This window comes from Novosphingobium sp. UBA1939, assembly GCF_002336885.1.
Taxonomy (GTDB): domain Bacteria; phylum Pseudomonadota; class Alphaproteobacteria; order Sphingomonadales; family Sphingomonadaceae; genus Novosphingobium.
This window is the reverse complement of sequence record NZ_DDFB01000152.1, coordinates 1-23,125: the sequence shown is the minus strand read 5'-3', so window position 1 is coordinate 23,125 and position 23,125 is coordinate 1. Positions and strand designations below refer to the sequence as shown.

29 protein-coding genes are annotated in these 23,125 nt (G+C 66.6%); 13 read left to right on the top strand and 16 right to left on the bottom strand.

Annotated elements, in window-relative coordinates:
* Positions 1 to 4: 4 nt before the first annotated feature.
* From flgK to B3547_RS20360, 11 genes are read right to left on the bottom strand one after another with little or no spacing between them, the layout of a single operon-like run.
* Positions 5 to 1,345 carry a flagellar hook-associated protein FlgK gene (gene flgK / locus B3547_RS20410; protein WP_124809250.1) on the bottom strand — a complete coding sequence of 447 codons (1,341 nt, stop codon included), beginning with the start codon at positions 1,343 to 1,345 and terminating at the stop codon, positions 5 to 7.
* A 6-nt stretch (positions 1,346 to 1,351) separates the two neighbouring features.
* Positions 1,352 to 1,669 carry a rod-binding protein gene (locus B3547_RS20405; protein WP_124809249.1) on the bottom strand — a complete coding sequence of 106 codons (318 nt, stop codon included), beginning with the start codon at positions 1,667 to 1,669 and terminating at the stop codon, positions 1,352 to 1,354.
* Positions 1,666 to 2,775, bottom strand: coding sequence for a flagellar basal body P-ring protein FlgI (locus tag B3547_RS20400; RefSeq protein ID WP_194920056.1), 1,110 nt, complete (start codon positions 2,773 to 2,775; stop codon positions 1,666 to 1,668). The genes B3547_RS20405 and B3547_RS20400 overlap by 4 nt, the downstream gene beginning before the upstream one ends.
* A 20-nt stretch (positions 2,776 to 2,795) precedes the next feature.
* Complete coding sequence (locus tag B3547_RS20395; protein ID WP_414690597.1) at positions 2,796 to 3,485, bottom strand: flagellar basal body L-ring protein FlgH; 690 nt, start codon at positions 3,483 to 3,485, stop codon at positions 2,796 to 2,798.
* Between the two features lie 5 nt (positions 3,486 to 3,490).
* Positions 3,491 to 4,279 (bottom strand): flagellar basal-body rod protein FlgG, encoded by a 789-nt coding sequence (flgG, locus tag B3547_RS20390; protein ID WP_124809246.1) that lies wholly within the window; start codon positions 4,277 to 4,279, stop codon positions 3,491 to 3,493.
* A 14-nt stretch (positions 4,280 to 4,293) separates the two neighbouring features.
* Positions 4,294 to 5,037, bottom strand: a complete 744-nt coding sequence (locus tag B3547_RS20385) for a flagellar basal body rod protein FlgF (RefSeq protein ID WP_125954935.1) — start codon at positions 5,035 to 5,037, stop codon at positions 4,294 to 4,296.
* A 9-nt stretch (positions 5,038 to 5,046) separates the two neighbouring features.
* Entirely contained in the window at positions 5,047 to 5,841 is a 795-nt protein-coding gene (locus tag B3547_RS20380; RefSeq protein ID WP_194920058.1) for a flagellar hook-basal body protein, read from the bottom strand.
* Positions 5,842 to 5,868: 27 nt separating this feature from the next.
* Entirely contained in the window at positions 5,869 to 6,150 is a 282-nt protein-coding gene (locus B3547_RS20375) for a flagellar hook assembly protein FlgD (protein WP_194920059.1), read from the bottom strand.
* Positions 6,150 to 6,566 carry a flagellar basal body rod protein FlgC gene (gene flgC / locus B3547_RS20370; protein WP_124809242.1) on the bottom strand — a complete coding sequence of 139 codons (417 nt, stop codon included), beginning with the start codon at positions 6,564 to 6,566 and terminating at the stop codon, positions 6,150 to 6,152. The genes B3547_RS20375 and flgC overlap by 1 nt, the downstream gene beginning before the upstream one ends.
* Before the next feature lie 2 nt (positions 6,567 to 6,568).
* Positions 6,569 to 6,916: a flagellar basal body rod protein FlgB gene (gene flgB / locus B3547_RS20365; RefSeq protein WP_125954937.1), complete on the bottom strand. Its 348-nt coding sequence runs from the start codon at positions 6,914 to 6,916 to the stop codon at positions 6,569 to 6,571.
* The gene (locus tag B3547_RS20360; RefSeq protein ID WP_194920060.1) at positions 6,876 to 7,145 is read right to left on the bottom strand and encodes a hypothetical protein; all 270 of its coding nucleotides are present in this window, start codon (positions 7,143 to 7,145) and stop codon (positions 6,876 to 6,878) included. The genes flgB and B3547_RS20360 overlap by 41 nt, the downstream gene beginning before the upstream one ends.
* Between B3547_RS20360 and B3547_RS20355 the strand changes: the two genes are divergently transcribed.
* The 9 genes from B3547_RS20355 to B3547_RS20315 all read left to right on the top strand — a co-directional run bounded on the left by B3547_RS20355 (position 7,131) and on the right by B3547_RS20315 (position 14,344).
* The gene (locus B3547_RS20355; protein ID WP_125954938.1) at positions 7,131 to 7,856 is read left to right on the top strand and encodes a MotA/TolQ/ExbB proton channel family protein; all 726 of its coding nucleotides are present in this window, start codon (positions 7,131 to 7,133) and stop codon (positions 7,854 to 7,856) included. The genes B3547_RS20360 and B3547_RS20355 overlap by 15 nt on opposite strands.
* A complete protein-coding gene (locus B3547_RS20350) occupies positions 7,853 to 8,302 on the top strand; it encodes a hypothetical protein (protein WP_292966490.1) in 450 nt (149 codons plus the stop codon). The genes B3547_RS20355 and B3547_RS20350 overlap by 4 nt, the downstream gene beginning before the upstream one ends.
* Complete coding sequence (locus B3547_RS20345) at positions 8,302 to 8,889, top strand: flagella basal body P-ring formation protein FlgA (RefSeq protein WP_292966488.1); 588 nt, start codon at positions 8,302 to 8,304, stop codon at positions 8,887 to 8,889. Before B3547_RS20350 ends, B3547_RS20345 begins: the two co-directional genes overlap by 1 nt.
* A 146-nt stretch (positions 8,890 to 9,035) precedes the next feature.
* Positions 9,036 to 9,281 (top strand): flagellar biosynthesis anti-sigma factor FlgM, encoded by a 246-nt coding sequence (flgM, locus tag B3547_RS20340; RefSeq protein WP_255504732.1) that lies wholly within the window; start codon positions 9,036 to 9,038, stop codon positions 9,279 to 9,281.
* A gap of 29 nt (positions 9,282 to 9,310) precedes the next feature.
* Entirely contained in the window at positions 9,311 to 9,628 is a 318-nt protein-coding gene (locus B3547_RS20335; RefSeq protein ID WP_292966483.1) for a flagellar protein FlgN, read from the top strand.
* Positions 9,629 to 9,784: 156 nt separating this feature from the next.
* Positions 9,785 to 10,648: a transglycosylase SLT domain-containing protein gene (locus B3547_RS20330; RefSeq protein ID WP_292966480.1), complete on the top strand. Its 864-nt coding sequence runs from the start codon at positions 9,785 to 9,787 to the stop codon at positions 10,646 to 10,648.
* Between the two features lie 6 nt (positions 10,649 to 10,654).
* A complete protein-coding gene (locus B3547_RS20325; protein WP_124809234.1) occupies positions 10,655 to 12,772 on the top strand; it encodes a flagellar biosynthesis protein FlhA in 2,118 nt (705 codons plus the stop codon).
* Positions 12,769 to 13,500, top strand: coding sequence for a sigma-70 family RNA polymerase sigma factor (locus B3547_RS20320; protein ID WP_292966478.1), 732 nt, complete (start codon positions 12,769 to 12,771; stop codon positions 13,498 to 13,500). The genes B3547_RS20325 and B3547_RS20320 overlap by 4 nt, the downstream gene beginning before the upstream one ends.
* A 61-nt stretch (positions 13,501 to 13,561) precedes the next feature.
* A complete protein-coding gene (locus B3547_RS20315; protein WP_292966476.1) occupies positions 13,562 to 14,344 on the top strand; it encodes an SDR family oxidoreductase in 783 nt (260 codons plus the stop codon).
* 25 nt (positions 14,345 to 14,369) lie between these two features.
* Here the strand turns inward: B3547_RS20315 and B3547_RS20310 are convergent, their stop codons facing one another.
* Positions 14,370 to 15,071: a L,D-transpeptidase family protein gene (locus tag B3547_RS20310; protein WP_292966540.1), complete on the bottom strand. Its 702-nt coding sequence runs from the start codon at positions 15,069 to 15,071 to the stop codon at positions 14,370 to 14,372.
* Positions 15,072 to 15,220: 149 nt separating this feature from the next.
* Positions 15,221 to 16,015 (bottom strand): transglutaminase-like domain-containing protein, encoded by a 795-nt coding sequence (locus B3547_RS20305; RefSeq protein ID WP_124809231.1) that lies wholly within the window; start codon positions 16,013 to 16,015, stop codon positions 15,221 to 15,223.
* Between the two features lie 80 nt (positions 16,016 to 16,095).
* On the opposite strand from B3547_RS20305, the gene B3547_RS20300 reads away from it, so the two are divergent.
* Entirely contained in the window at positions 16,096 to 16,767 is a 672-nt protein-coding gene (locus B3547_RS20300; RefSeq protein ID WP_292966474.1) for a retropepsin-like aspartic protease family protein, read from the top strand.
* 9 nt (positions 16,768 to 16,776) lie between these two features.
* On the opposite strand, the gene B3547_RS20295 is transcribed toward B3547_RS20300, so the two are convergent.
* Positions 16,777 to 18,042 (bottom strand): DUF418 domain-containing protein, encoded by a 1,266-nt coding sequence (locus B3547_RS20295; protein ID WP_292966471.1) that lies wholly within the window; start codon positions 18,040 to 18,042, stop codon positions 16,777 to 16,779.
* A 4-nt stretch (positions 18,043 to 18,046) separates the two neighbouring features.
* The gene (locus tag B3547_RS20290) at positions 18,047 to 19,045 is read right to left on the bottom strand and encodes an SPOR domain-containing protein (protein ID WP_292966468.1); all 999 of its coding nucleotides are present in this window, start codon (positions 19,043 to 19,045) and stop codon (positions 18,047 to 18,049) included.
* 285 nt (positions 19,046 to 19,330) lie between these two features.
* On the opposite strand from B3547_RS20290, the gene B3547_RS20285 reads away from it, so the two are divergent.
* The 3 genes from B3547_RS20285 to B3547_RS20275 all read left to right on the top strand — a co-directional run bounded on the left by B3547_RS20285 (position 19,331) and on the right by B3547_RS20275 (position 22,057).
* Complete coding sequence (locus B3547_RS20285; protein ID WP_124809227.1) at positions 19,331 to 20,053, top strand: ParA family protein; 723 nt, start codon at positions 19,331 to 19,333, stop codon at positions 20,051 to 20,053.
* 13 nt (positions 20,054 to 20,066) lie between these two features.
* Entirely contained in the window at positions 20,067 to 20,639 is a 573-nt protein-coding gene (locus B3547_RS20280; RefSeq protein ID WP_292966463.1) for a hypothetical protein, read from the top strand.
* 86 nt (positions 20,640 to 20,725) lie between these two features.
* Positions 20,726 to 22,057: an SPOR domain-containing protein gene (locus B3547_RS20275; protein WP_194920075.1), complete on the top strand. Its 1,332-nt coding sequence runs from the start codon at positions 20,726 to 20,728 to the stop codon at positions 22,055 to 22,057.
* Positions 22,058 to 22,078: 21 nt separating this feature from the next.
* Here the strand turns inward: B3547_RS20275 and B3547_RS20270 are convergent.
* A partial coding sequence (locus B3547_RS20270) for a dihydroorotase (RefSeq protein ID WP_292966458.1) occupies positions 22,079 to 23,125 on the bottom strand: 1,047 nt, incomplete at its 5' end.

The window sequence follows — 23,125 nt, the reverse complement described above, 5'->3', positions numbered from 1 at the left end:
GATATCACCTGATGCCTATCAGCGTGTCGAAGATGTTGGAGGCTACCTGCATGACGCGCCCAGATGCCTGGAACGCCTGCTGGTAACGGACGAGATTCACCGCCTCGCTATCGAGATCGACGCCGGACTGTGCGGCCAGCGTGGTCTTGGCGGAATCGGAAATGGTCTTCAGTGCGTCGCGCGTGACCGTGCGGCCCGATACGGCCGACGAGACGTCGAACAGGATCGAGTCCATCTTGCCTGCCGGGTCGGCGTTGCCGAGCGCGTTGCGCAGCGCGTCAAGGTTCGTCGTGTCGAGGCTCTTGGCCGCTGAGCCAGCCGGAGCCGTGGCGATTTGCGAGCCGTTTGTCAGCGCCAGCGAGAAACTGGCCGCATCGGTGCCGGAGAACATGGCCACGCCGGGGTTGCCGTCCACGTCCACGCCGCCGGTCTGGACGCCGTTCACCGTGGTGACGATGTTCGCCGCGAGCGCATCGAGATCGCCATGAAGTTGCGACAGCTTGCCGAGCGCGAGGTTCTGGCCGGCCAGCGAACCGCCGGAAAGGGCAACGCTGGCGCCCGACGCTGTCGAGAACGTGATCGTGCCGTCCGCGGCAGTCGCGGCGGCCAGCGCGTCGGTGGACCCGCCGTTGACGATCGCGGGGCCGGCGGCGCCGCCGATCTGCACTTTCACGGTGCCGTCCGGCGAGAACGTGGTCGCGATGTCGCCGTACTGGCTCATCTGCTGCAACAGATTGTCGCGCTGGTCGAGCAGCGAGGTCTGGTCGCTGGTCGCGTCCGATGCCCGCGCGAGGCGGACGTTGGTGCGGGCCAGTTCCTGCGCCAGGCGGTTCACCTCGGTCACGCCCGCGTTGGCTTCGAAGTGCAGGCCGTTGCCCACCGCATCGAGCTGCTGCGAGGCGATCTGGAAGGTGTTGGTCATCGTCCGCGCGCTTTCCACGACGGATGCGCGCAGAGAACTGTCGGTCGGATCTTCCTTCAGCTTCTGAAGGGTGGATTCGAACGACGTGATTGAATCATAGACGTTGGACTGTTCCAGCGCCGTTTCGACGTTGCTGAGGCCGGTTACTTCCGCATCGGCGCGCGCCGTGTCGGAGCCGGTCCGGCGCACTTCCGATTGCCGGAAGGCATCGGCGTTGCGCACCACCTGGCTGACGCGGACGCCCGACAGCGAAACGTCGGACGTCTGTCCGAAATAGCCCGTGGTCGAAACCTCGGACATCTTGGCCGTGCGGCGGACATAGCCTTCCGTCGACGCGTTCGCGATGTTCTGGGCGGTGACGTCCAGCGCGATCCGCGCAGCTTTCGCGCCGCTGCGGGCAATCGAGAGAAGGTCTGACGACATCGCCGGTTACTCCTTTTTCGCCGAAGCCTGCGGGAAGCGGGCGGCAATTTGCGCCTCGATCTGCTTGGCGAAACCAAGCGTGCCCGTCTTGGAAGCGATGTCGGCGAACTGTTCATCGCGCATCGTGGTAAATGTTTCGTTGCCACGGCCCGCGAAAGGATCGTCCTCGCCGGCAAAATTCGTCTTGTGGGCCGCCGACAGCATCTGCCGCAGGAAAATCGCCTCGAAACCCTGCGCCGCCTGGCGCAGTTTCCCGCGCTCGGTCGAGAGGGCGTCGGTGGCGGCGGATACCACGCCGCCGACGTTGATCGGGAGAATGCTCATATCACCACCATTTCCGCCTTGAGCGATCCGGCCTGCTTCAGCGCTTCCAGGATCGCGACGAGGTCCGAGGGCGTGACGCCCAGCTTGTTGAGGGCATCGACGATCGACGACAGCGAGGCGCCCGGCTTGAACAGGGCGACGTGCGCCTGCTGTTCCTGCACGTCGATCTGGCTGTTCGGCGTTACCGTGGTGCGGCCGTTGCTGAAGGGCGCGGGCTGCGAAACCTGAGGTTTTTCGTCGATCTTCACCACCAGCTTGCCGTGGCTGATCGCGGCCGGCGCAAGGCGCACGGCGCTGTTGATCACCACGGTGCCGGTGCGGCTGTTGACGATCACGCGCGCGGGGGTTTCGGCCGGGTTGACCTCGATCATCTCGACAGCGGCCATCGTGCTCGCACGCGCGTCGGCGCCTTCGGGCAGGTGCAGCGCCAGGGTCACGCCGTCTTCCACCGAAGCCATGCCGGGATAGCGCGCGTTGATCGCGTCGCGCACGCGCGATGCGGTCAGGAAGTCCGCGTTGAACAGGTTCCAGCGCAGGATCGGGTTGTCGTCGAAGCCGGTGGCGACCGCGCGTTCCACGCTTGCGCCCTCGGCGATCCGGCCGACGGTGGGAATGTTCACGGTGACTTGTGAACCGTCCTTGGCGGCGACGCCCAGGCCGCCGACAGCCAGGTTGCCCTGCGCCATCGCATAGATCTGCCCATCCGCGCCGTAGAGCGGCGTCATGATGAGCGCGCCACCGCGCAGCGACTTGGCCTTGCCCAGCGTGGAGACGGTAACGTCGATGCGCTGGCCGGGCTTGGCAAAGGCGGGCAGGTCGGCGGTGATGAGCACGGCGGCCGCGTTCTTGAGGCCCGGCGACACGCCCGGCGGCAATTGCACGCCCAGCCTGCCAGCGGTGCCTTTCATCGCCTGCGTCAGGTATTCCAGGTTGTCATCGCCCGTTCCGGCCAACCCGACGACGATGCCGTATCCGGTAAGCTGGTTGGTGCGGACGCCCTGAAACGCGCCCAGATCGCGCACGCGCTCGGCATGGGCCGCCACGGGGGCGACAGCGGCGAGCGCGGCGGCGAAGGCGGCGGTCAGGGGAAGGAGCAGGCGGCGCATGACGGACCTCGAGGAAAGCCTCAGAAGGGGCTGAGAATGTTGAAGAACTTGCTGAGCCAACCTTCACGGCTGGCCCGCTGGATCGCGCCGTTTCCGGCATATTCGATCCGCGCGTCGGCGACTTGCGTCGAAACGAGGCTGTTGTTCTGGTCGATGTCGCCAAGGCGCACGATCCCGGAAAACTGAACCCATTCCTGACCCTGGCTCAACAGCAAGCGCTTTTCCCCTCTGACGAGGGCGGTGCCGTTCGGTCGCACTTCCGCGATCGTGACGGACAGCGAACCCCCGAGAGAGTTCGTCTGCGCGGCATTGCCCTTGCCATTGAACGACGATCCGGCCGACGCTTTAAGGGCGTTGGGGTCAAGAAACGACAAAGGGCCTGCACTCGGCGGTACGATATTGGCGCTGCCGGCACGGTCGGTCTTGGAACTGGCCGACTTCGAGGTGGTCATCTGTTCGACCAGCACGATTGTCAGCGGATCGCCGACCGCGTGGGCGCGGCGCCCTTCGACCAGACCCGCATACCCAGCCGACGCATTGAAGATGGCGCCGTCCGCGGGGCGCGGGGCGGGCTGCTGCGGCAAGGTGGCGCCGAAGCCGACCGGCGGCTTGCGACCGGCCCATGCCGGGCCTGCGACGTTCAGCGCGAGCAGCGCCGCACCGACAAGCATGGCCTTGCCGGCGCGCGCGCGATTGAAGGGAGCAAGCATCATGGTCACAGCGTCTGGTTCGCGTTCTTGAGCATTTCGTCGACAGCGGAGATCATCTTGGAGTTGATCTCGTAGGCGCGCTGGGTCTCGATCATGTCGACCAGCTCCTGCACCACGTTGACGTTGCTCGCTTCGAGGAAGCCCTGCTTGATGTGGCCGCGGCCGTTGTCGCCGGGAATGCCGATCTGCGCGGTGCCGCTGGCGGCGGTTTCCATCAGGAAGTTGTCGCTGCTGGCGCGCAGGCCTGCCGGGTTGGCGAAGCTGGCGACCGTCAACTGACCGAGCTGCGTCGGTTCGGCGTTGCCCGGCAGCGTGGCCGATACTGTGCCGTCCTGGGCAACCGTGATCGCCGATGCGCCTTCCGGAATCGTGATCGTGGGCTGCACGACATAGCCCTGCGCGGTGACGAGCTGGCCTTCGGCCGAACGGCTGAAGTTGCCCGCGCGGGTATAGGCCAGCTGACCGCCCGGCAGAGTCACCTGGAAGAAGCCATCGCCATCGAGCGCCAGATCCAGCGCGTTGTCGGTGTTCTGCAGCGATCCCTGCGATTCGATGCGCGTGGTCGACTGGATGCCGACGCCGGTGCCGAGGTTGAGGCCCGTGGCATAGGCGGTTTCGTTCGACGATTGCTGGCCGGCGACGCGCGCGTCCTGATAGGCCAGCGTGGCGAAGTTGGCGCGATCGCGCTTGAAGGCGGTCGTCCCGACGTTGGCGAGGTTGTTCGCGATCACGCGCATCCGCGTGTCCTGCGCCTCAAGCCCGGTGCGGGCGACGTGAAGGGCTGAACTGGGCATCGTTCGGTACTCCGTTAGCTGCTGATGCGCATGAGCGCGGCGCTGTTTTCATCGACCTCGCGCGCGGTCGAGATCAGTTTGGTGCGGATGTCGAAGCTGCGTTGCGCCTCGATCATCTGGACCAGGACGTCGGCCGGATTGACGTTCGACTGCTCGAGCGATCCGGTCACGACGCGGGCATCCTCATCGCCGGGCAGCACGCCGCCGCCTTCGACGCGGAAGAAGCCGTCGATGCCCTTCTTGATGGGCGATCCATCGGTGCTGACCAGCTTGATCCGGTCCACCACCTGCGGCGGGGTGTCAGGCGTCGCCGGGTCGGCGGCCATGACGCTGCCGTCGGGCGCGACGGTTATCTTCGAACCGAGCGGCACGGTGATCGGCCCTCCACTGCCGATCACCGGCCGCCCGTCGCCATTGACGAGCAGCCCGGTCGCGTCGACCGAAAGATCGCCACGACGGGTATAGGCCTCGGAACCGTCGTCCGCCTGGACCGTCAGCATGGTCTTGCCGTTCATCGCGATATCCAGCGGATTGTTCGTCGCGATGATCGCTCCCTGCTTCATGTCCGCGCCATAGACCTCGCCGTCCGTCATGGCCCGCGCCTCCAGGCTGGGGCCTTTCAGGGTCATCGGCGTGGTCGTGAGCATTTCGGCACGGAAGCCCACGGTCTGCGAGTTCGCCATGTTGTTGGCGATCATCCGCTGCTTCGTCATTGACGTGCTCATGCCCGAATAGGCGGTGTAGATCAGGCGGTCCATGGTTTAGCCTCAGCTCCGCAGGTTGATCACGGTCTGCGAGATCTGCGTGGCCGTATCGATCGCCTTCGCGTTCGCCTGGAAATTGCGCTGGGCCGTGATCAGCCCGACCAGTTCCTCGGCGATGTCGACGTTCGAACGCTCGACCGCGCCGGCGAGAAGCCCGCCGTACTTGCCGGTCGAAGGCGTGCCATAAGCGGCCGGGCCGGAAATGCCGGTCGCGCTCCAGTTCGACGAGCCTTCCTGGCGCAGGCCGGTGGGCGTGGTGAACGAGGCCAGCGCGACCGTGCCGATCACGGTGTTCGAGCCATCCGCGTAGGACGCCGTGACATCGCCGTTCTCGGCGATGGTGATGCCGGCATATTCCGAACCGGCACCGTTGGTCAGCGGGATCTGCGCGTCGGTCAGCGTGGAGCCGCCCGGAGCATAGATCTGCAGGCGGTTGTTCGTGTCGTCATGGATATAGCCGTTGCTGTCCAGGTCGAACGAGCCGTTGCGGGTGTAATAGGTGTTGCCCGTTACCCCATCGCGCGTGGTGAAGAAGCCTTCGCCCGTGATGGCGACGTCGAGTGCGTTGCCCGTCAGGTCGGTGGCGCCGGCCTTGAAGTTCTGCTTGATCGCCGAAACCTGCGCGCCGATGCCGATGGTCATGGTCGGCGAGGTCTGCGCGGTGGTGGCCACGATATCCGCGAAATCGGTACGGCTCGATTTGAAGCCGTTGGTTTCCGCGTTGGCGATGTTGTTGCTGATGACGCCAAGATCGGTCTGGGCGTTCTTCAGGCCGGTGAGTGAAGTGTAGAAAGACATGGTGGAGGTCCTTTCCGGTTGAAGGTCTTAGCTCGCCGTGCCCGTGAGCTTGGTGTTCAGGGTGGCGATCTGGCTGGAGATGGTCTTGAGCGTGCTGCTCATGTCGTTCGAGGTCGAAAGGCTCGAGAACTGCGCGAGCTGCGCGACCATCTGGGTGTTGTCCACCGGGGCGGTCGGGTCCTGGTTCTGAAGCTGCGTGGTCAGCAGTTTCAGGAAGTCACCCGCGCCCAGCGAGCCCCACGAGTTCTTGGCGGTGGACGTGTTGGCCGTCGAACCGGTGCCCGACGTATTGGAAACGCTGCTGGTCATTATTTCATCCTCATCGTATCGAGCATCAGTTGCTTGGCGGTCTGCATCGCCTCGACAACATTCTGGTACTGGCGAGAGCTTTCGAGCATCTCGACCATTTCCGCACTTTCATCGACCGGAGCGGACCAGACATCGCCGTTCTGGTCGGCGAGCGGGTTGTCCGGCTGGTGATCCTTGATCGGCGTCGCGGACGAACGGTACACGCCGTTGACCTTGACGGTGGCAAGGCCCGTCGACCGGTCCAGTTCTTCGGAGAAGACGGGACGCAGCGGGCGGTAGGCCGTGCTTTCGCTGGACGAGACCGTGCCGGCGTTCGCGAGGTTCGATGCCGCCGCGTTCATGCGCACGAGCTGCGCGGACATCGCGCGGCCGGCCACGTTGAACAGCGTCATGGGGGAGGTGTTTGGGCCTGCCATGGTTATTCGCCCTTGAGCGCGCGCGTGACGTTGTCGATGCGTCCGCGGATGAAGGAGAGTGTCGCGGTGTATCCCACCGCGTTTTCGGCGAAGGCGGTCTGCTCGGTCGCCATCTCGACGGTGTTGCCGTCAAGGCTGGGCATGACCGGCACGCGATAGCGCGTGGCCGATGCCATCGCCTGGTCTTCGCTCGCGCCCGTGGCGCGCGCCTTCAGCGCGGCCTGGAAATCGATGTCCTTGGCCTTGTAGCCCGGTGTTCCGGCGTTCGCGATGTTGGACGTCAGCAGGCCCATGCGCTGCGAACGCAGCTCAAGCGCCTTGCCATGTATCCCGAAAAGACTGTCGCTCATCGTCGGTCAGCTCCGCATAGGTGTTGCCGACATCGATTTTGCAAGCATCGTGCCAAATCGTTTTGCCGCTCCCGCGCATCGTCCAAACGGCAAAATCGCGGCGCATTTCCGGCAAGGGATTGCCGTTTGGCGGCGGATACCGGCAAAGTTCGGCCACTCCCTGAAACCTCGGAAAACAAAGCCGTTCTTCGCCCCGAGCAGGAGTTCCTGATCCATGGATTTCACGCATTTCTACAATCCCGCCGCCGCCGTCATCGTCTTTGGCGGCACCGCGCTGGCCGCTGTGCTGCGCTGTGGCCTGTCTGCGACCGTAACGACGGGGAAGGCGCTGACGGACCTGTTCCGGCCGCGCTTCCGTGCCGATGCCGTCCGCGCCGTCCTGGCCGGGCAGGCCGCCGACATTCGCGCCAACGGCCTGTTGCGCGCCCAGCCGTGCCGCAGCGGTGATCGCGAGTTCGATGAAGCCACCAACGCCATGCTGTCGGCCCGGTCGGTCTCCGGCCTGCTGGAAAAGCACGAGGCCTTTCGCGCCGCGCGCCGGACGAAAGCGGGCGAGGCGGCGGGGATGCTGGCGCAGGCGGCCGATCTGGCGCCGGTGTTCGGCCTTGCCGGAACGCTCGTATCGCTGACGCAGTTGCCGGCCGACGGTGTGGCACGCGGCGCTTTTTCCAGCGCCATCGGGATGGCGGTGCTGACCACGCTTTACGGCCTGATCTTCGCCAATCTGGTGCTCGGTCCGCTGGCCAAGATGGTCGAGCGGCGCGCGCGTGACGAAGAAGCTGCGCGTCAGTCGGTGATCGACTGGCTGGTTCAGCAGGTCGCGCTCGCCACGCCGCGCCATGCGCGCCATGAGGCGGATCACCATGGTGGCCACACCGCTGCGCGCCACGGTGCGGACGAACATGCCGCTGCGGCGACGCGTGCGGGGGAAGCGGCATGATCGTTCGCCCGTCGACCGGCTGGCAGACCATTCTGGCCGACCTGTCGATGATCCTGTTCATGATCGCGGCTTCCGCGCTGGCCAACACGCCGGAGAAAGCGCAGCCCGTGGCGAAAGCCCATGCCGCCCCCGCGCATACCCCGCCGCCGGCACCCGTCCAGGCCTCGGTTCGCGCCGAGCCGGTGGGCGTGTGGTCCGATGGCGCGGGCGCTCCGCCTTTGGCGCAATGGCTTGCCGATCAGGGCAGCGATCCGCGTTTGCGCGTGACGATCGTGGTGCGCCATGGCCCCGGCGACCAGGCGGCCGCGTTCGCGCGCGCCGCGGCGCTGGCGCAGAGCGCGGGCGAACGCGGCAAAAACGCGCGCGTTGTCGTGGAGCCGGGCATCTCGCGCGGGGCTACGGTCACGCTTGGCTTCGATACCGAAGAAAGCGCATCGGCAACCTGATGGATGGCACGATGTTTGCTTATTTGCGAGAGACACTTACTTATCCGGGGTCCTTACCCATGACGCGCAAGATTCCTTCTTTCAGCTTTCTGGCCATGGCGCTGGCTGGCGCCGCAATCGGCACGCCGGCACAGGCCCAGCGGGCCGGGCTTGCCGATCTGACCGATATCGACATCGCCGTGGCGCGCTTTACCGGTTCGCCGATCGGCGTGCCTGGCGGCGCTGCCTTGCCGGTGGATCGCCGGATGCGCCTTGCCGCCTGCCGTGCGCCACTGGCGCTCTCCTGGCGGGGCGGTACGCGCGATAGCGTGATCGTTCAGTGTCCGGACGCCGGCAGCTGGCGCATTTTCGTGCCGGTGGTCGGCCTTGCGCCGGCAACCCGGCAAGAAGCTGCCGCCCCGGCGGTTCTGCGCGGCGAAGCCGTGACGGTTTCCGTGACGGGCGAGGGCTTTGCCGTCTCCCAACCCGGAGAAGCCATGGATTCCGGGGCTATTGGCGCGTGGATACGGGTCAAGACCTCGGCCAAATCCGACCCCGTGCGTGCGCAGATCGTGCGTCCGGGACTGGTGGAACTACCGATCGAATGACCGCCATTCGGCAATTTTTTTCCGGGTGGCCTTAACGCACCGGCTTCAACGCCGTTCTTGGGCATGAGAAACGCTATAGGAGCGGGACCATGCCATCATTTGAAATCGGACCGACGCGCCCGGTTGGCGCGGTTCAGGTCAAGACTGTGAACACCGAGACTGGCCTGCAATCGGTCAAAGCGGACGATCAGCCGGCAACCTCCGGCAGTGTGGCTTCGTCCACACCGCAGGTGGAAACCAGCGAAGCGGTCAAAGCCGGCACTGCGCCGGTCAACTCCGAACGGGTTGCGGAAATCCGCAAGGCGATCGAGAGCGGCCGCTATCCCCTGATCCCCGCCAAGATCGCTGACGCGATGATTGCTGCCGGTATGCTCTGGAGGAGCCCGCAATGAGCCATGAAGCCGCCGTCCGTCCCATCGAAATGCGCGACACGCTGCGGCAGATGGTTGCCGTCCTGCAAAAGGAACGGCACGCGCTTGCCGGCCTTGACGTGGATGCGATCATGGGATGCGCGGTGGACAAGGGCAACCTGTGCGGGCGCCTGGGTGACGCTTCACCGGAACTGGTCGATGAGGAATGCCGCGGCCTTCTGGACGCTGCGCGGCGCCTTAATGAAGCCAACCGCCGCGTGCGCAACCTGATCGCCTCGAATGTTTCGGCGCGTCTGGACGCGATGGTGGGGGCACCGACGCTTTACAATGCGCATCGCTCGACCCGCCGGCTGAACTACCGGGCCTGATATTTATTTCGCTGCGCCCCTTAATCGGGGTGTTTGGCACGATATTTGCTGATCCCTTTCCTGAAGCCGCTTTCGAAATCGGAAGCAGCGTGACGGAAAGGGATTTTTGTGAGTTCAGTCCAGTCTCCCGCCGGGCCGGCCGCATGGGCCGCTGCCATGGATGGAACAACCGGGCCGGGCGATGTGCGCGCCGCCATCTCGCGCGCCGCACAGGCGACGGGGGTCGACTTCGGCTACCTGCTGGCGCAGGCACGGCTTGAATCCGGCCTCAATCCCAACGCACGCGCGCGCACTTCCAGCGCCACCGGGCTTTACCAGTTCACCAATTCCACCTGGCTGCGCACGCTGGACAAGCATGGCGCGGATCATGGCTATGACTGGGCCGGCAGCGTCATCGAGAACGGCAGCGTCCGCGATCCGGCGCTGCGCCAGCAGATCATGTCGATGCGCTCCGATCCGCAGCTTTCGGCGCTGATGGCGGGCGAACTGGCCAACGACAACCGCAACTATCTGTTCGGCGTGCTGGGGCGGCAGCCGGGGAACTCCGAACTCTATCTCGCGCACTTTCTCGGCGCGGAAGGGGCGGGACGCTTCCTGACCGCCATGGCGACCGATCCCTCGCAATCGGCAGCGGCACTGTTGCCGCAGGCCGCGGCTTCGAACCGGTCGATCTTCTATGACGATAGCGGCGCGCCGCGTTCGCTGCAGGGGGTGATGAGCCTTCTCAGCGGCCGCCTTGCCGCCGCCGGTGGCGCGACGGGCAGCGACATGGCCTGGGCCGGCGGCTATTTGCCGGCAGCGTCCGGCAACGTCATGCCGGTCGATAGCACGCCCACGTTCACGGGCGGCCCGATCGCGCAGGAGTTTCAGGCGACGGCCTATGCCGCCGGCCAGCAACCGGCCCGTCCGGCTTCCTCGATGGCGGACACGCTGCGCGATGCCTTCGCGCTGAACGACGCTTCCGCCACGCCCAGCCATGTCCGCGCCGCCTACGACCGGCTCCGCTCTTTCGGACTCTAAGCCACGATGCTCAAGCGCCTAGGCTCACCCAGTGCTCTCGCCTTGCCGGCGGGGATTCTCACGCTCATCGTCCTGATGATCGTGCCGATCCCGTCGTTCATGCTCGACGTGTTCTTCGTCCTCAACATCGCCCTTTCGGTGGCGATCCTGATGGCCTCGATGAATGCCGAGAAGCCGCTGGATTTCTCGTCCTTCCCATCCGTCCTCCTGTTCGGCACCCTGTTGCGCCTGGCGCTCAACGTCGCCTCCACGCGCATCGTGCTGGTCAACGGGCACCAGGGCGGCGCGGCGGCCGGCCATGTGATCGAGGCGTTCGGCGCCTTCCTGATCGGTGGCAACTTCGCTGTTGGCCTGTTCGTGTTCATGATCCTGATGATCATCAACCTGATGGTGGTGACCAAGGGTGCTGGCCGCGTTTCGGAAGTGTCCGCGCGCTTCACCCTGGATGCCTTGCCGGGCAAGCAGATGGCGATCGACGCCGATCTTGCCGCCGGCCTGCTCACCGCCGACGAAGCCAAGGCCCGTCGGCGCGAAGTGGCGACCGAGGCGGACTTCTACGGTTCGATGGACGGTGCCAGCAAGTTCGTGAAGGGCGATGCCATTGCGGCCCTGCTGATCCTGGCGGTCAACATCATCGCGGGCTTCTGTCTGGGCATGATCAGCCACGGGCTGACCGCCGGCGATGCCGCGCAGAAGTACGTGACGCTGGCGGTTGGCGACGCGCTGGTGGCGCAAGTCCCCTCGCTGCTGCTCTCCATTGCCGCTGCCGTGATCGTGACCCGCGTGTCGGATACCCGCGACCTTGCCGGACAGATCGGCGGCCAGCTCGCCGATCCGCGCACCTGGCTGCCGGTTGCGGTGATCTTGGGCGCGATCGGCATGATACCGGCGATGCCGCAGTCCATCTTCCTGCCGGCTGCCGGACTTGCGGGCTGGCTGTGGTGGGCGCTGAAGAAGCGCGCCGAACGCCCCGCGCCCGAAGTGGTCGAGGAGGAAATCCCGGTCGATCCCTCGCGCATCACGCTCGAAGAGGTCAGCGACCAGACGCTCGTCACCATCGAGCTGGGCTATGGCCTTGTCCATCTCGTCGACGACCGGCGCGGTTCGCCGCTGGTTGCCCGCATTACCGGCGTGCGCAAGCAGCTCAGCCAGACCTTCGGTTTCATCGTGCCGCAGTTCCGTGTGCGTGATGCGCTCGATCTGCCGCCGAACGATTATCGCATCGTGCTGGGCGGCGTCACGCTGGGCGGGGCGAGCATCAAGGGCGAGAAGATCCTGGCCATCGATGTGGGCGAGGCCCGCGAGAACCACGGGTTGCAGGGCGATGCCACGCGCGATCCCAGCTTCGGCTGCCCGGCGCTGTGGATCGATGCCGCCCAGCGCGACCATGCCATCGCCGAAGGATTCCTGACGGTCGATGCCAGCACGGTTATCGCCACGCACCTCAACCAGCTTCTCGGCGAACGCCCGCAAGTGCTTCTGGGACCGGACGAAGTTCGCGCCATCTTCGACGCGGTCAAGGTCCGCGCGGCCGGCCTGGTCGAAACGATCTACCCGCAGCCGCTGTCGCTGGGCGCCGTCACGCGCCTGTTCCATGCGCTGCTGGAAGACGGCGTCAGCATCGCCCATCCGCTGCCGATCCTCTCGGCCTTGAGCGAAGCGGTGCTGCAGACGACCGAGCACGATCGCCTGGTGGACATCCTGCGCGCGCGCCTTGGCGCGATGATCGTCGCACGGGTGTGCGGGCCGAACGATCGCCTGCCGGTGTTGACGCTCGACGGTTCGCTGGAACAGATGATCGTGCAGGGATTGCAGGACCCGGTAACCGGCCAGCCAGTGATCGAGCCCGATCTCGCGCGCGGGATCGGCGAACGGGTGGCGCAGATCATCAGCGATCGCGGGCCGACCGCGTCGCCGGTGGCGCTGGTGGTCCAGCCCCGCGCGCGCCGTGCGCTTTCCGCGCTGCTGCGGATGCGTGCGCCGACCTGTCTTGTCATTTCGATCTCCGAACTGCCGCCGACGCAGCCGATCGAGGTCATTTCCGTGATCGGAAACGAGGCGCCCAGGCCCGTTCCCGCGCTTCCCCAACCGTCAGTGCTGCACCCCGAGGGCCTTGCTGCATGAAACATGATCAACGTCGATTTGCCGCCGCGCGTGCCTACCGTGACGATACCGCGGATCGTATCCGCCGGTTTCTGCCCATGGTCCGGCGCCTGGCGTGGCACATCCATGGGTCCGGGCGTGCCGGCATGGAACTGGAAGATCTGGTGCAGGCCGGGCTGGTCGCCTTGACCGAATGCGCCCAGAAGCATTCCGGCCCGACGGAGGACGGCTTTGCCGCCTATGCCAAGATGCGCGTGCGCGGGGCCATGGTCGATCTGGTGCGTCGTGTGACGCCGCTTTCGCGCAGCGTTTCCGAACGGCGCAGGATGCTGGCCGATCATACCGCGACGCTGCGCAACGAACTGGGGCGCGATCCCACCGATGCCGAACTGGCCACCGCCATGGGACTTACCGACCAGGAGCTTGCCACCTTGCACGCCGGGAGCGAACCAGTGCGCTTTGAAACGATCGACAGCGCCTATTCCGACAGCGATCCGGCTTTCGCCGACGACCGGCCGGACAGCTTCGCCTTGCTGGCCGACGAACAGATGCGCGCGCGGGTGGCCTTCGCCATCGCCGCGTTGCCGGAACGGCTCCAACTCGTCATCCAGCTTTACTTCGTCGAGGAACTGAACCTCGCCGAAATCGCGCAGGTGCTCGACGTCAGCATTCCCCGTGTCCACCAGCTCAAGGCGCAGGCGCTCGAAAAGCTGCGCGCCGCGCTGGGGGACGAGGCCGACATTCTCTGATCGCCTCTTGCCGTGCCGGCTCCCATGATTTAATCGATCGATTAAATCATGGGAGAGCAAGATGCGGATTGATGCGGGCACGGCCGCCGTCGTTACCGGCGGCGCTTCGGGACTGGGGCGCGCCACGGCAGAGGCGCTGGCCGCCAGCGGAGTCCAGGTCGCGATCTTCGATCTGAACGAGGAACTGGGCCAGGAGGTCGCGAGCGCGATCGGGGGCTTGTTCTGCAAGGTCGATATTACCAGCGAACAATCGGTGGTGGCCGGCTTCGAAAAGGCGCGCGCCGCGCACGGGCAGGAACGCGTCTGCGTCCACTGCGCCATGGCCAACCGCAAGGGCAAGACCGTCGGCCGCAACAAGGAGACCGGCGAGTTCGTGCGCCTTTCGACCGAAGACTACGAATTTGCCGCGCAGGGCATCCTGATCGCCAGCTACCGTGTCGCCTCTTTGTCGGCGCTCGGCATGGCCGGGCTGGACCCGCTGGAGGACGGCGAACGTGGCACCATCATTCTCACCGCCTCGGTCGCCGCGCAGGATGCGCAGGTGGGGCAGGTCGCCTACGGTTCGCTGAAGGCTGGCGTGAATGGCCTTGTGCTGCCGATGGCGCGCGATCTGATGGACCTTGGCATCCGCGTGAACTCGATCATGCCCGGCATCTTCGGCACGCCGTTGCTGGGCCGCCTGCCGGAAAAGGTGCTGGATGGCCTCAACGCCTCGGTCCCGTTCCCGAAGCGGCTGGGCAAGCCCGAGGAATTCGCCTCGCTGGCGATGGAACTGGTGCGCAATTCCTATTTCAACGGCCAGAACATCCGCCTTGACGGCGCGATCCGGATGGCGCCCCGCTGATGCCCATTCGCCTATGCCGCAAGGCTCAGGCGCCCGATGGCGTCTGGGCCTGCTGCTCCACCACGATGGGATCGCCCACGCCGATGCGCTTGCCGTCGGTGATGATGACCTTGTCGCCCAGCTTTGCCTGTTCGAACAGGCGCTTGGCAAAGGCATCGGGCACGCCGATGCAGCCGTTGGTGGCATAGCCCTTTTCCACCTTGCTGCCGTGGATCGAGACGCCGTCGTTGGTCAGTCGCAGCATGTAGGGCATCGGCGCGTCATAGATGTTGGAAACGTGATCGGCGTCCTTCTCGGTGATCGGGAAGACGCCGACAGGAGTGGGCTTGTCGCCATAGCCCTTGAGGATCGCGGTCGCGCCGATCTCGTGGCCGTTGCGGAACACGGACAGGGTGCGCGCCGCGAGATCGACTGTCACGACCAGCGGTCCTGGCTCGCCCTTGCTTTCGTCCCAGAAGAACTGGCCGAACTTGATCGGTTCGTCGATTTTCAGGATCGACTTGACCACAAAGGGATCGTCGGCCGGCGGTTGCGGAACGGCGGCGTTAGCGGAAGGCTGTGGTACCGTGGCGGCGGGTTTGGCCGGCGCGGGCTTCGCTGCCTCGTCCTTGTGCGGGAAAAACACTTGCGCCGCATCCTGGCCCACGTGGAACGCCAGCATCGAGGCGAGCGACATGGCAACGAAACCGGCGGGCACGCGAATCCAGCGCTTGCGCAGCAGGTTCATCGGTCCGTCGTCTTTCACAGGTGCCGGCCTTTCATCGCCTTCGGTCGCGAATCGTGCGTCCATGCTTCGCGCGGCCTTGCGCACGGCTTAACATACAGGGTTGAAAGGGAAGTAAACCCGATTGTTCCTCCCGCTATCGGCGGCAGCCGTTACTCGCTGCGGACGGTGATGTCCTTCGATACAAGGTCCATCGTGCCGTAGCTGGTGAAGAAGCTGGCGTCCGCCGCATCGCGCCCCACGCCGATCACCGCGAAGGCGTCTGGCGTGATCATCCCCGTGGCATCGACGATGCGCCAGCTTCCGCCTTGGCCCGCCGGATCGGCAAGGAACACCTCGGCTACGGCGTGAAAGTCCTGCGGCGATACACCGGGGCCATAGCCGGACGCGAAGCGGGCGGGGATGGCCGCCGCGCGGGCAAGGGCGATCAGCGTATGGGCATAGTCGCGGCACACGCCCCGTCGCTCGACGAAGCTGTCCAGCGCGGTGGTCGCGGAATTGCTCGATCCCGGAACGTAACGGAAGTGGCCGGCGATCCAGGCGCGCATCGCCTCCACCTTCGCACCGCCCGCCAGCGCACCGAATTCCTCCTGCACGAAGGGCTGGAGCCGGCTGGCCGGGCAATAGAGCGAATCGAGCAGATAAGGCACCGCCTCTCCCGGCAGGCGGTGCGGCGGCAGCCCGGCTAGCGACGCCAGGTCGAAATCGTTGCGCAGCACTTCGATCCGCGCATCATAACTGACCGAGAATTCGCCGTCGTGGTGAACCCATATCCTTTCGCCGATGCCATCCTGTGCCCCCACACGCAGAAAGTGCGGGGTGGGTGTGCTGGCGATGTTTGCGGAAAGGATGGACTGTTGCGACGTCGGGGCCGCTTCGATCTGGAGCAAGGCATCGGTTGCGCCATACATGCGGCAGGAAAGGCGGGTGGCTATGGTGAGGATCATGATCGCTCCAATGGTTTGACCGCCCATGCGTTCCGATGATGTCAGCCGCGTGAAAGGAAAGGCATGGTACGCGCGATTCGATGGACATTCCGGGAAATCTGATCGCTGCCTTGCCGCCGGCGCTGACCGGCGCCCCGCCGCTGCTTCTGGCGGCGGGCGGCGCGATCGTGCTGGTGATGATCGCCGGCATGATTCGCGGCTTTCTACCGTTGACCGGGCGGCTGCTGGGCTTTGTCGGCAATGTCGCGTTGCTGGCGGTGTTTGCTCTGACGGTGGTGCGCTTCGTGCATCTCGATCCCACGTTCGATTCCCTCACCTCCAACATCGGGATGCCGGCGCAGACCGTGGCGGGTGGCGAAACGCGCATTCCCCTGGCGGCCGACGGGCACTACTGGATCGAAGCGCGCGTCAACGGCGTGCGCCAGCGCTTCATGGTCGATACCGGGGCCACCATCACGGCGCTGTCCGACGATGCCGCCGCCGCCGCCGGCATCAGGCCCGATCCGTTGCGCCTGCCGGTATCGGTGCGCACGGCGAACGGAGAAGTGGAGGCGCGCATGGCGCGGGTGGGCGAATTGCGCTTCGGATCGATCGTGGCGCGCGACATGGACGTGATCGTCACCGGGTCGACCGGCGGCCTCAACGTGCTGGGCATGAACCTGCTGTCACGGCTCAAGTCGTGGCGCGTGGAAGGCGGGGTCCTGATCCTGAGTCCGAAGCATCCGCAGAAGGCGGCGGATACGCCATCCTGAGCCGCGGGATCAGGATGGCCTCGCGACGAACAGGAACGTCAGGCGTCGCCACGCCGCTTCCATCGGCCCCTGGCGGAATCGGGCAAGCCACCATGCCGGCCAGGCCAGCATCGCGATCCAGCCGAGTACGACGAAAGCCGGTAGCCACATGCGCGGCAGTTCGGGGCCGAGGCCCAGGCCCCAGCCCGAAAATACGGCGCCCATCAGCACCGTAGTCCCCAGGTAGTTGGTGAAGGCGCAGCGTCCGGCGGCTGCAAGGCGGCGGGCGAGCGGATGGGCGCTTGTGCCCGGCCAGCGCAGCATCAGCGCGGCGAGGTAGCCCAGCGCCATGATCGCGCGCGGGATGGCCGCAATGTGGTCCATCACCCCCAGCATCGCGCGTGGCGGGAAGTGATGCGCCCAGATCCACCAAAGGACCGGCAGCGTCAGCATCCCGCCGATGCCGATGCCGGCCACCGCCAGGCGGACGATCGCCTGCCGGCTCCAGCCGCCGGTGAAAAAGCCGCTGCGAAACAGGGCGATGCCCATCAGCATCAGCGGCAGCGTTTCGGTCGCGGTCGCCAGCGCGACCTTGAACGGCAGGAACGGCGCCAGAGCAAACCGCAGCCGGATCGCCTGGAGGAAGCCGGCGTTCAGGATCTGCGTGTCCTGCGCCATCGATTGCGCGATCCGCGCCATCATCGCGGCCTGTTCAGCCTGTTCCGCTGCGGTGCCATGCCCGGACAGCACGCGCTGTTCGGCCGCTATGCCGGGTAAGTCGCCGATGCCGTCCAGTCCGTGTGCGGCGCAGAACACCGCGATGGCAATGGCGGCCAACGCGGCAGGCGGCAGGCGGCGCAGCACCAGCGCGCCCAGGCCGCACAGGGCATAGGGGAACAGGATGTCCCCCCACCACAGCAGGAGGTAATGCGCATAGCCGAACAGGGCGAGCCAGAACAGCCGGCGGGCCTGCATCGCATCGCCGTTCAGCCCGCGCCGTTGGGCGGCTTCGATGAACAGCATCATGCTGGCCCCGAACAGCAGCGTGAACAGCGCGCGCATCTTGCCTTCGAACAGCAGGAACGAAAGCGCGAACCACGCATCCGCGCCGGGTTCGACGCGGGGCAGGGCGGGGGAGAAGCTGGCGAGCGTCGGACCCCAGAACCCGGTGATGTTGATCGTCAGGATGCCCAGCACGGCGACTCCGCGCACGAAATCGATCGCCGCGATCCGCGAAGGATCGCCGCGCGATGGAGATGCGGGGGAAGCGGACTGGTCCGAAGCGTGATCCGTCAAAGCCTTACGGCTTTATCACCAGGCACGCGATGCCACCAGCCTTGAGGCCGTCGCACGCCCTTTCCGCGTCCGCCTGTCCGGCGTAGCCGCCGGCGAGCAGGCGCGTCACGCCGCCGGAGGGAATGTCGATCCGGGGATGGCCGGCCACGCCTGGCCGGGCCTTCACCCGGCTCCACAGCGCATCGGCATTGCCGCGCTGCGAGAACGCGCCCAACTGGATACGCCAGTTGCCTGTGGCGTGGGGTGCGGGCGCCGGTGGCCGGGCCGCAGCGGGCGGGGGTGGTGCCGGCCGGGGTGCGACCGGACGCGGCGGCATGGGCGTTGCCGGAGCCGTCGCCACGGAGGAGGCGGGGATGCTCGTGGTGGGCAGCGGTCTTGGCGCGGCGGATCCGGGCGTCTGCAATGCCGGGGCTTTGGCGCCCAGATCGCTGGCGGCGAGTTGCACGCTGCGCGCCTGCTCCGCTTTCCGTTCGAGATCGCCGGCCAGCGAAATGCCCATTTGCCGCTGCTCCAGCGGGATCACGGTGTCCATCGTGGCAAGGCTGGTTGTCGCCTGCGGCAGGCCGCTGGCAGCGGCGCGCGTCATCAGCGCATAGGCGCGCACCCAGTCCTTGCCGACGTAGTCGCCGTTGAAGGCGGCAATGCCGAGGATGTACATCGCGCGCGGCTCTCCGCGATCGGCTGCCGTGTTGAGCCATGGCAGCGCCTCCGTCTGGCGGCCCGACTGGAACAGCACGATGCCATAGTTGTCGCCGGCCTGCGGATGCCCCTTGCGGGCGGCGCGGCCGAAATAGAATTCGGCCTTTGCCATGTCCTGCGGTACGCCTTTGCCCAGCCGATAAGCCTGACCCAGGTTGAACTCCGCGTCCGCATCGCCCCTGGCGGCGGCGGTTTCCCATTGACGGACCGCGCCCGCGAAGTCCTGCCTCTGCCAGGCTTCGACGCCGGACTTGACCACGTTGGCGTTCGCACCGCTCCCCGTTGTCTGGGCATGGACGGACATGGTCGGCACAGCCGCGCAGGCTGCCATGATGGCAATTCCTATGGTTGTTCCCGCTTTCGGTAGAAGCACGGCAAGGCCCCCGCTCGTGTAATAGCTGCTGCTGATGCGATGGTATTTGTGATCGGTTAACCCCGCATTAGCAAAGAATTCCGGCCTTGCGAGCCAGATTGCCACGAAATCGGGGGCGTGTTGTCCCTTCGCCGTCCCGCGCTGCATTAACGGAAATTTCAGTCTGTTCTGCGATCTCCCGTTCAGGACCGTTTCGGTATAAGAGGGGGATACCCATTGCGCGTATTGGCTTTAGCATCGCAGAAGGGCGGATCGGGAAAGACCACCCTGTCCGGTCATCTTGCCGTGCAGGCGCAGCGCGCCGGCGCCGGCCCGGTCGTTCTCATCGACATCGATCCGCAGGGATCGCTGGCTGATTGGTGGAATGAGCGCGAGGCGGAATACCCGGCCTTCGCCCAGACTACCGTGGCCCGTCTGGCCGCCGATCTTGCCGTTCTGCGCCAGCAGGGCTTCAAGCTGGCCGTAATCGATACACCACCGGCGATCACGATGGCGATCCAGTCGGTTATCTCCGTGGCTGAACTGATCGTCGTGCCCACGCGCCCCAGCCCGCATGACCTGCGCGCCGTTGGCGCCACGGTCGATCTGTGCGAGCGCGCCGGAAAGCCGCTGATCTTCGTGGTGAACGGCGCGACGCCCAAGGCACGCATCACCTCCGAAGCGGCGATCGCGCTGTCGCAGCACGGCACCGTAGCCCCCGTAACGCTGCACCACCGCACCGATTTCGCGGCCTCGATGATCGATGGGCGCACGGTGATGGAAGTCGATCCCAAGGGACGTTCGGCGCAGGAAGTCACCGCGCTGTGGACCTATATTTCCGAACGGCTGGAACGCAATTTCCGCCGGACGGTCTTCGCGGTGCCCGCCCAGCCGGCGCCGGTCATTGGCGCTGCACCACGCGCTGCCGGGGGCTTCGGCCGCCGCGTCAGCGGTTCGTGAAGGGAGGAGCCCGATGACCGAACCTCGTGCTTTCGCTTCGCTGACGCCAAGCCTTCTTGCCCGCAAAGGCGGCGCGCGTCCCGCGATGCGCCCCCAGCTTGCGCCGATTTCCTATGACGAACAGCACCGTGTCGGGCTGGGAGGCGGCCATGCTCCTCTCGACGATCTGGGCTGGAACGACATGGGCGAGGCACCGTCGCATGGCTCGTCCCATGGTGCGCCAGTGCCCGATCATGCCGACGCCGCGCCTGCCGTGCCCGAAGTGGTGCGCCAGATGAAGACGCTCGCGCAGGCCGTGGCCGAGGAAGCTCCGGTTGTGGAAGAAGTATCGGCCGCAGAGCCGGTATCGGCACCGTCCGAACCTGAAGTTGCGCCGCAGCCGGCGCGTCGCCACGGCGTTGCCCTCGCTTCGGGCCGCAAAGCCGCTTTCACGCTGCGTCTCGACGCCGATCGCCATTTCCGCCTGCGGCTTGCCAGCACGCTGGAGAACCGCAGCGCGCAGCAGGTCGTGACCGACGCGCTCGACCGCTTTCTCGAAACCGTGCCCGGTCTTGAAGACCTGGCCTGCCGCGCCAAGCGGCCTTGATCCGTTTGCCAGGGGATTTTCCGATCATGCAGCCCTCGATCGATTTTACCGCACCGTGCGCTGCCCCGCTTCGCCGGCGGCTGCGCATGGGGTTAGCCACCGCGCTGGCGGCGGGCCTGCTTGCGGGTTGCGCGGCCGGAGGGCCGCATGCCGACAAGATTGCGGCGAATGCCCGTGCGGAACTGGGTGGCGGCCATGCCGACAAGGCGGTCGCGCTGGCGGAAAAGGCGGTGCTGTCCGATCCGCGCAACGGTGCCTATCGCCTGTTGCTGGGGAACAGCTACTTGCGCGCGGGCCGCTTCGAATCCGCGCGGCAGGCCTATGACGAGGCGATGGAACTGGGCGAGGACAGCGGCAAGGCCGCGTTGAGCCTTGCGCTGGCGGAAATCGGCATGGGCCGCAGCAACGAGGCGGTCGATACGTTGAACAGCTATCGCGATGCCATTCCGGTCGAGGACTATGGGCTGGCGCTGGCGCTGGCCGGCCGCACCGGCGAAGGCATCGAACTGATGGGCAACGCGCTGCGTACCAGCGGGACCAATCCCAAGATACGCCAGAACCTGGCGTTCGCGCTGGCGCTTCATGGCGAGTGGAAGGAAGCCCGGGTGATGGCTTCGTTCGACGTTCCGGCCGACCAGCTTGATGCGCGCATCCAGCAATGGGCTGCCATCGGCAATCCCGAGGACGTGCGCCGCCGTGTGGCGTCGCTGATCGGGGCACCGGTGCGTGAAGATGCCGGCCAGCCCACGGCGCTGGCGTTGGCCAACTTCCCGGAAACGGCGCAATTGGCCGCTGCCGCTGCCGCGAAGGCGGAAACGCCCAAGGCAGGAGACGCTGGCGCGGCTCCCGCGCTGGCCAAGGCTGCCGTGGAGGAACTGCCGGCGCTCGATACCGCGCCCGCGCCACGCGTGGCCGATGCTTCGACGCAGCCGCGTCCCGCGCAACTGGCGATGATCGACGCGCCCGCAGCGAAAACCGCGCCGGTCGCGGTGATCCAGCCGCAGGCACGCCCCTACCGGATCGCCGCAGCGGCGGCGCGTCCTTCCGCGCGCCCGGTGGCAAAGCCAGTGGCGATGTCCGCGGCAAAGCCCGCGGTGCGTCCCACGGTCGCACCGGGCACGCATCTGGTGCAGCTTGGAGCGTTCTCCACCGCCGATGGCGCGCGCCGGGCCTGGCGCCACTTTACCTCGCGCAATCCGGCTCTCGCCAGCTACCGTAACGTGACCACCCAGGTAACCGTGAACGGCCGTCGCTTCTGGCGCGTGCAGGCGGCGGGCTTCGTTGGACAGGCTTCAGCCGCCACGCTGTGCCGCTCGGTCAAGGCGCGCGGCGGCGCGTGCCTGGTCATGGCAGCGCCGCGCGTGGCTCCGCCGCAGCCGGGCCGCACCACCGATACCCGTCTCGCGCGGTTGCGCTGACGGGCTTCGGCCCGCCCGCGTTCAGGCGATCAGCTTGCCGCCCTTGAACAGGGCGTTGACCCGGCCTTCCACGGGCCGTCGGTCGAACGGCGTGTTGCCGGCGCTGGCTGCCATCTTGTCCGAATCGACGATCCAGGGACGGACCGGATCGACCAACGCGATATCGGCTTCCCAGCCCGCTTCCAGCCGCCCCGCATCCACGCCCAGCAGGCGCGCGGGCGCGCCCGCCAGCAGATCGAACGCGCGGGCCAGATCGATATGACCATCGCGCACCAGCGTCAGCGTCAGCGGCAACAGCGTTTCCGCCCCGGCCATGCCCGGTTCGGCATCGGCAAAGGGCAGGCGCTTGTCCTCGGGGCCGCGCGGATCATGGCCCGATGCGATCACGTCGATCGTGCCGTCAGCGATCGCGGTGATCACCGCCTTGCGATCGGCATCGCTGCGCAGCGGCGGCGAAAGGCGGCAGAACGTCCGGAAATCGGCGAGTTCCAGATCGGACAGCATGAAATGCGCCGGGGTCACGCCCGCGCTGACCGGCACGCCACGGGCCTTGGCCTTGCGTACGAGATCGAGCGCGCGCGCGGTCGTCACCTGCCGGAAGTGGACGTGGCAACCCGATAGTTCGGCCAGCGTGATGTCGCGCGCCACCGCCAGCGCTTCGGCCTCGGCGGGGGCGGACGGCAGGCCCAGCCGGGTCGCCATCTCGCCGGCGGTGGCCACGGCCGCGCCGGTGACGCCGGCATCCTCGGCATGGGTGATGACGACCAGCCCGAGCATCGCGCAATAGCGCAGCAGCCGAAGCATCACGCCCGAATCGGCGATCCAGTTCCGCCCGGTCGCGACCGCGCGCGCGCCGGCCTCGCGCATCAGGGCCAGTTCGGCGAGTTCCGCGCCTTCCAGCCCGCGTGTGGCGGCGGCGAGCGGGTGGACCCAGAAATCGGGCTTGCCCGATTGCGCGGCGAAGCGGACGCGCGCCGGATGGTCCAGCGGCGGCCCCTGATCGGGCATCAGCGCGGCGCGAGTGATGCCGCCGAAGTGGAACGCCGGCTTGTCGATGGCGAAGACGCC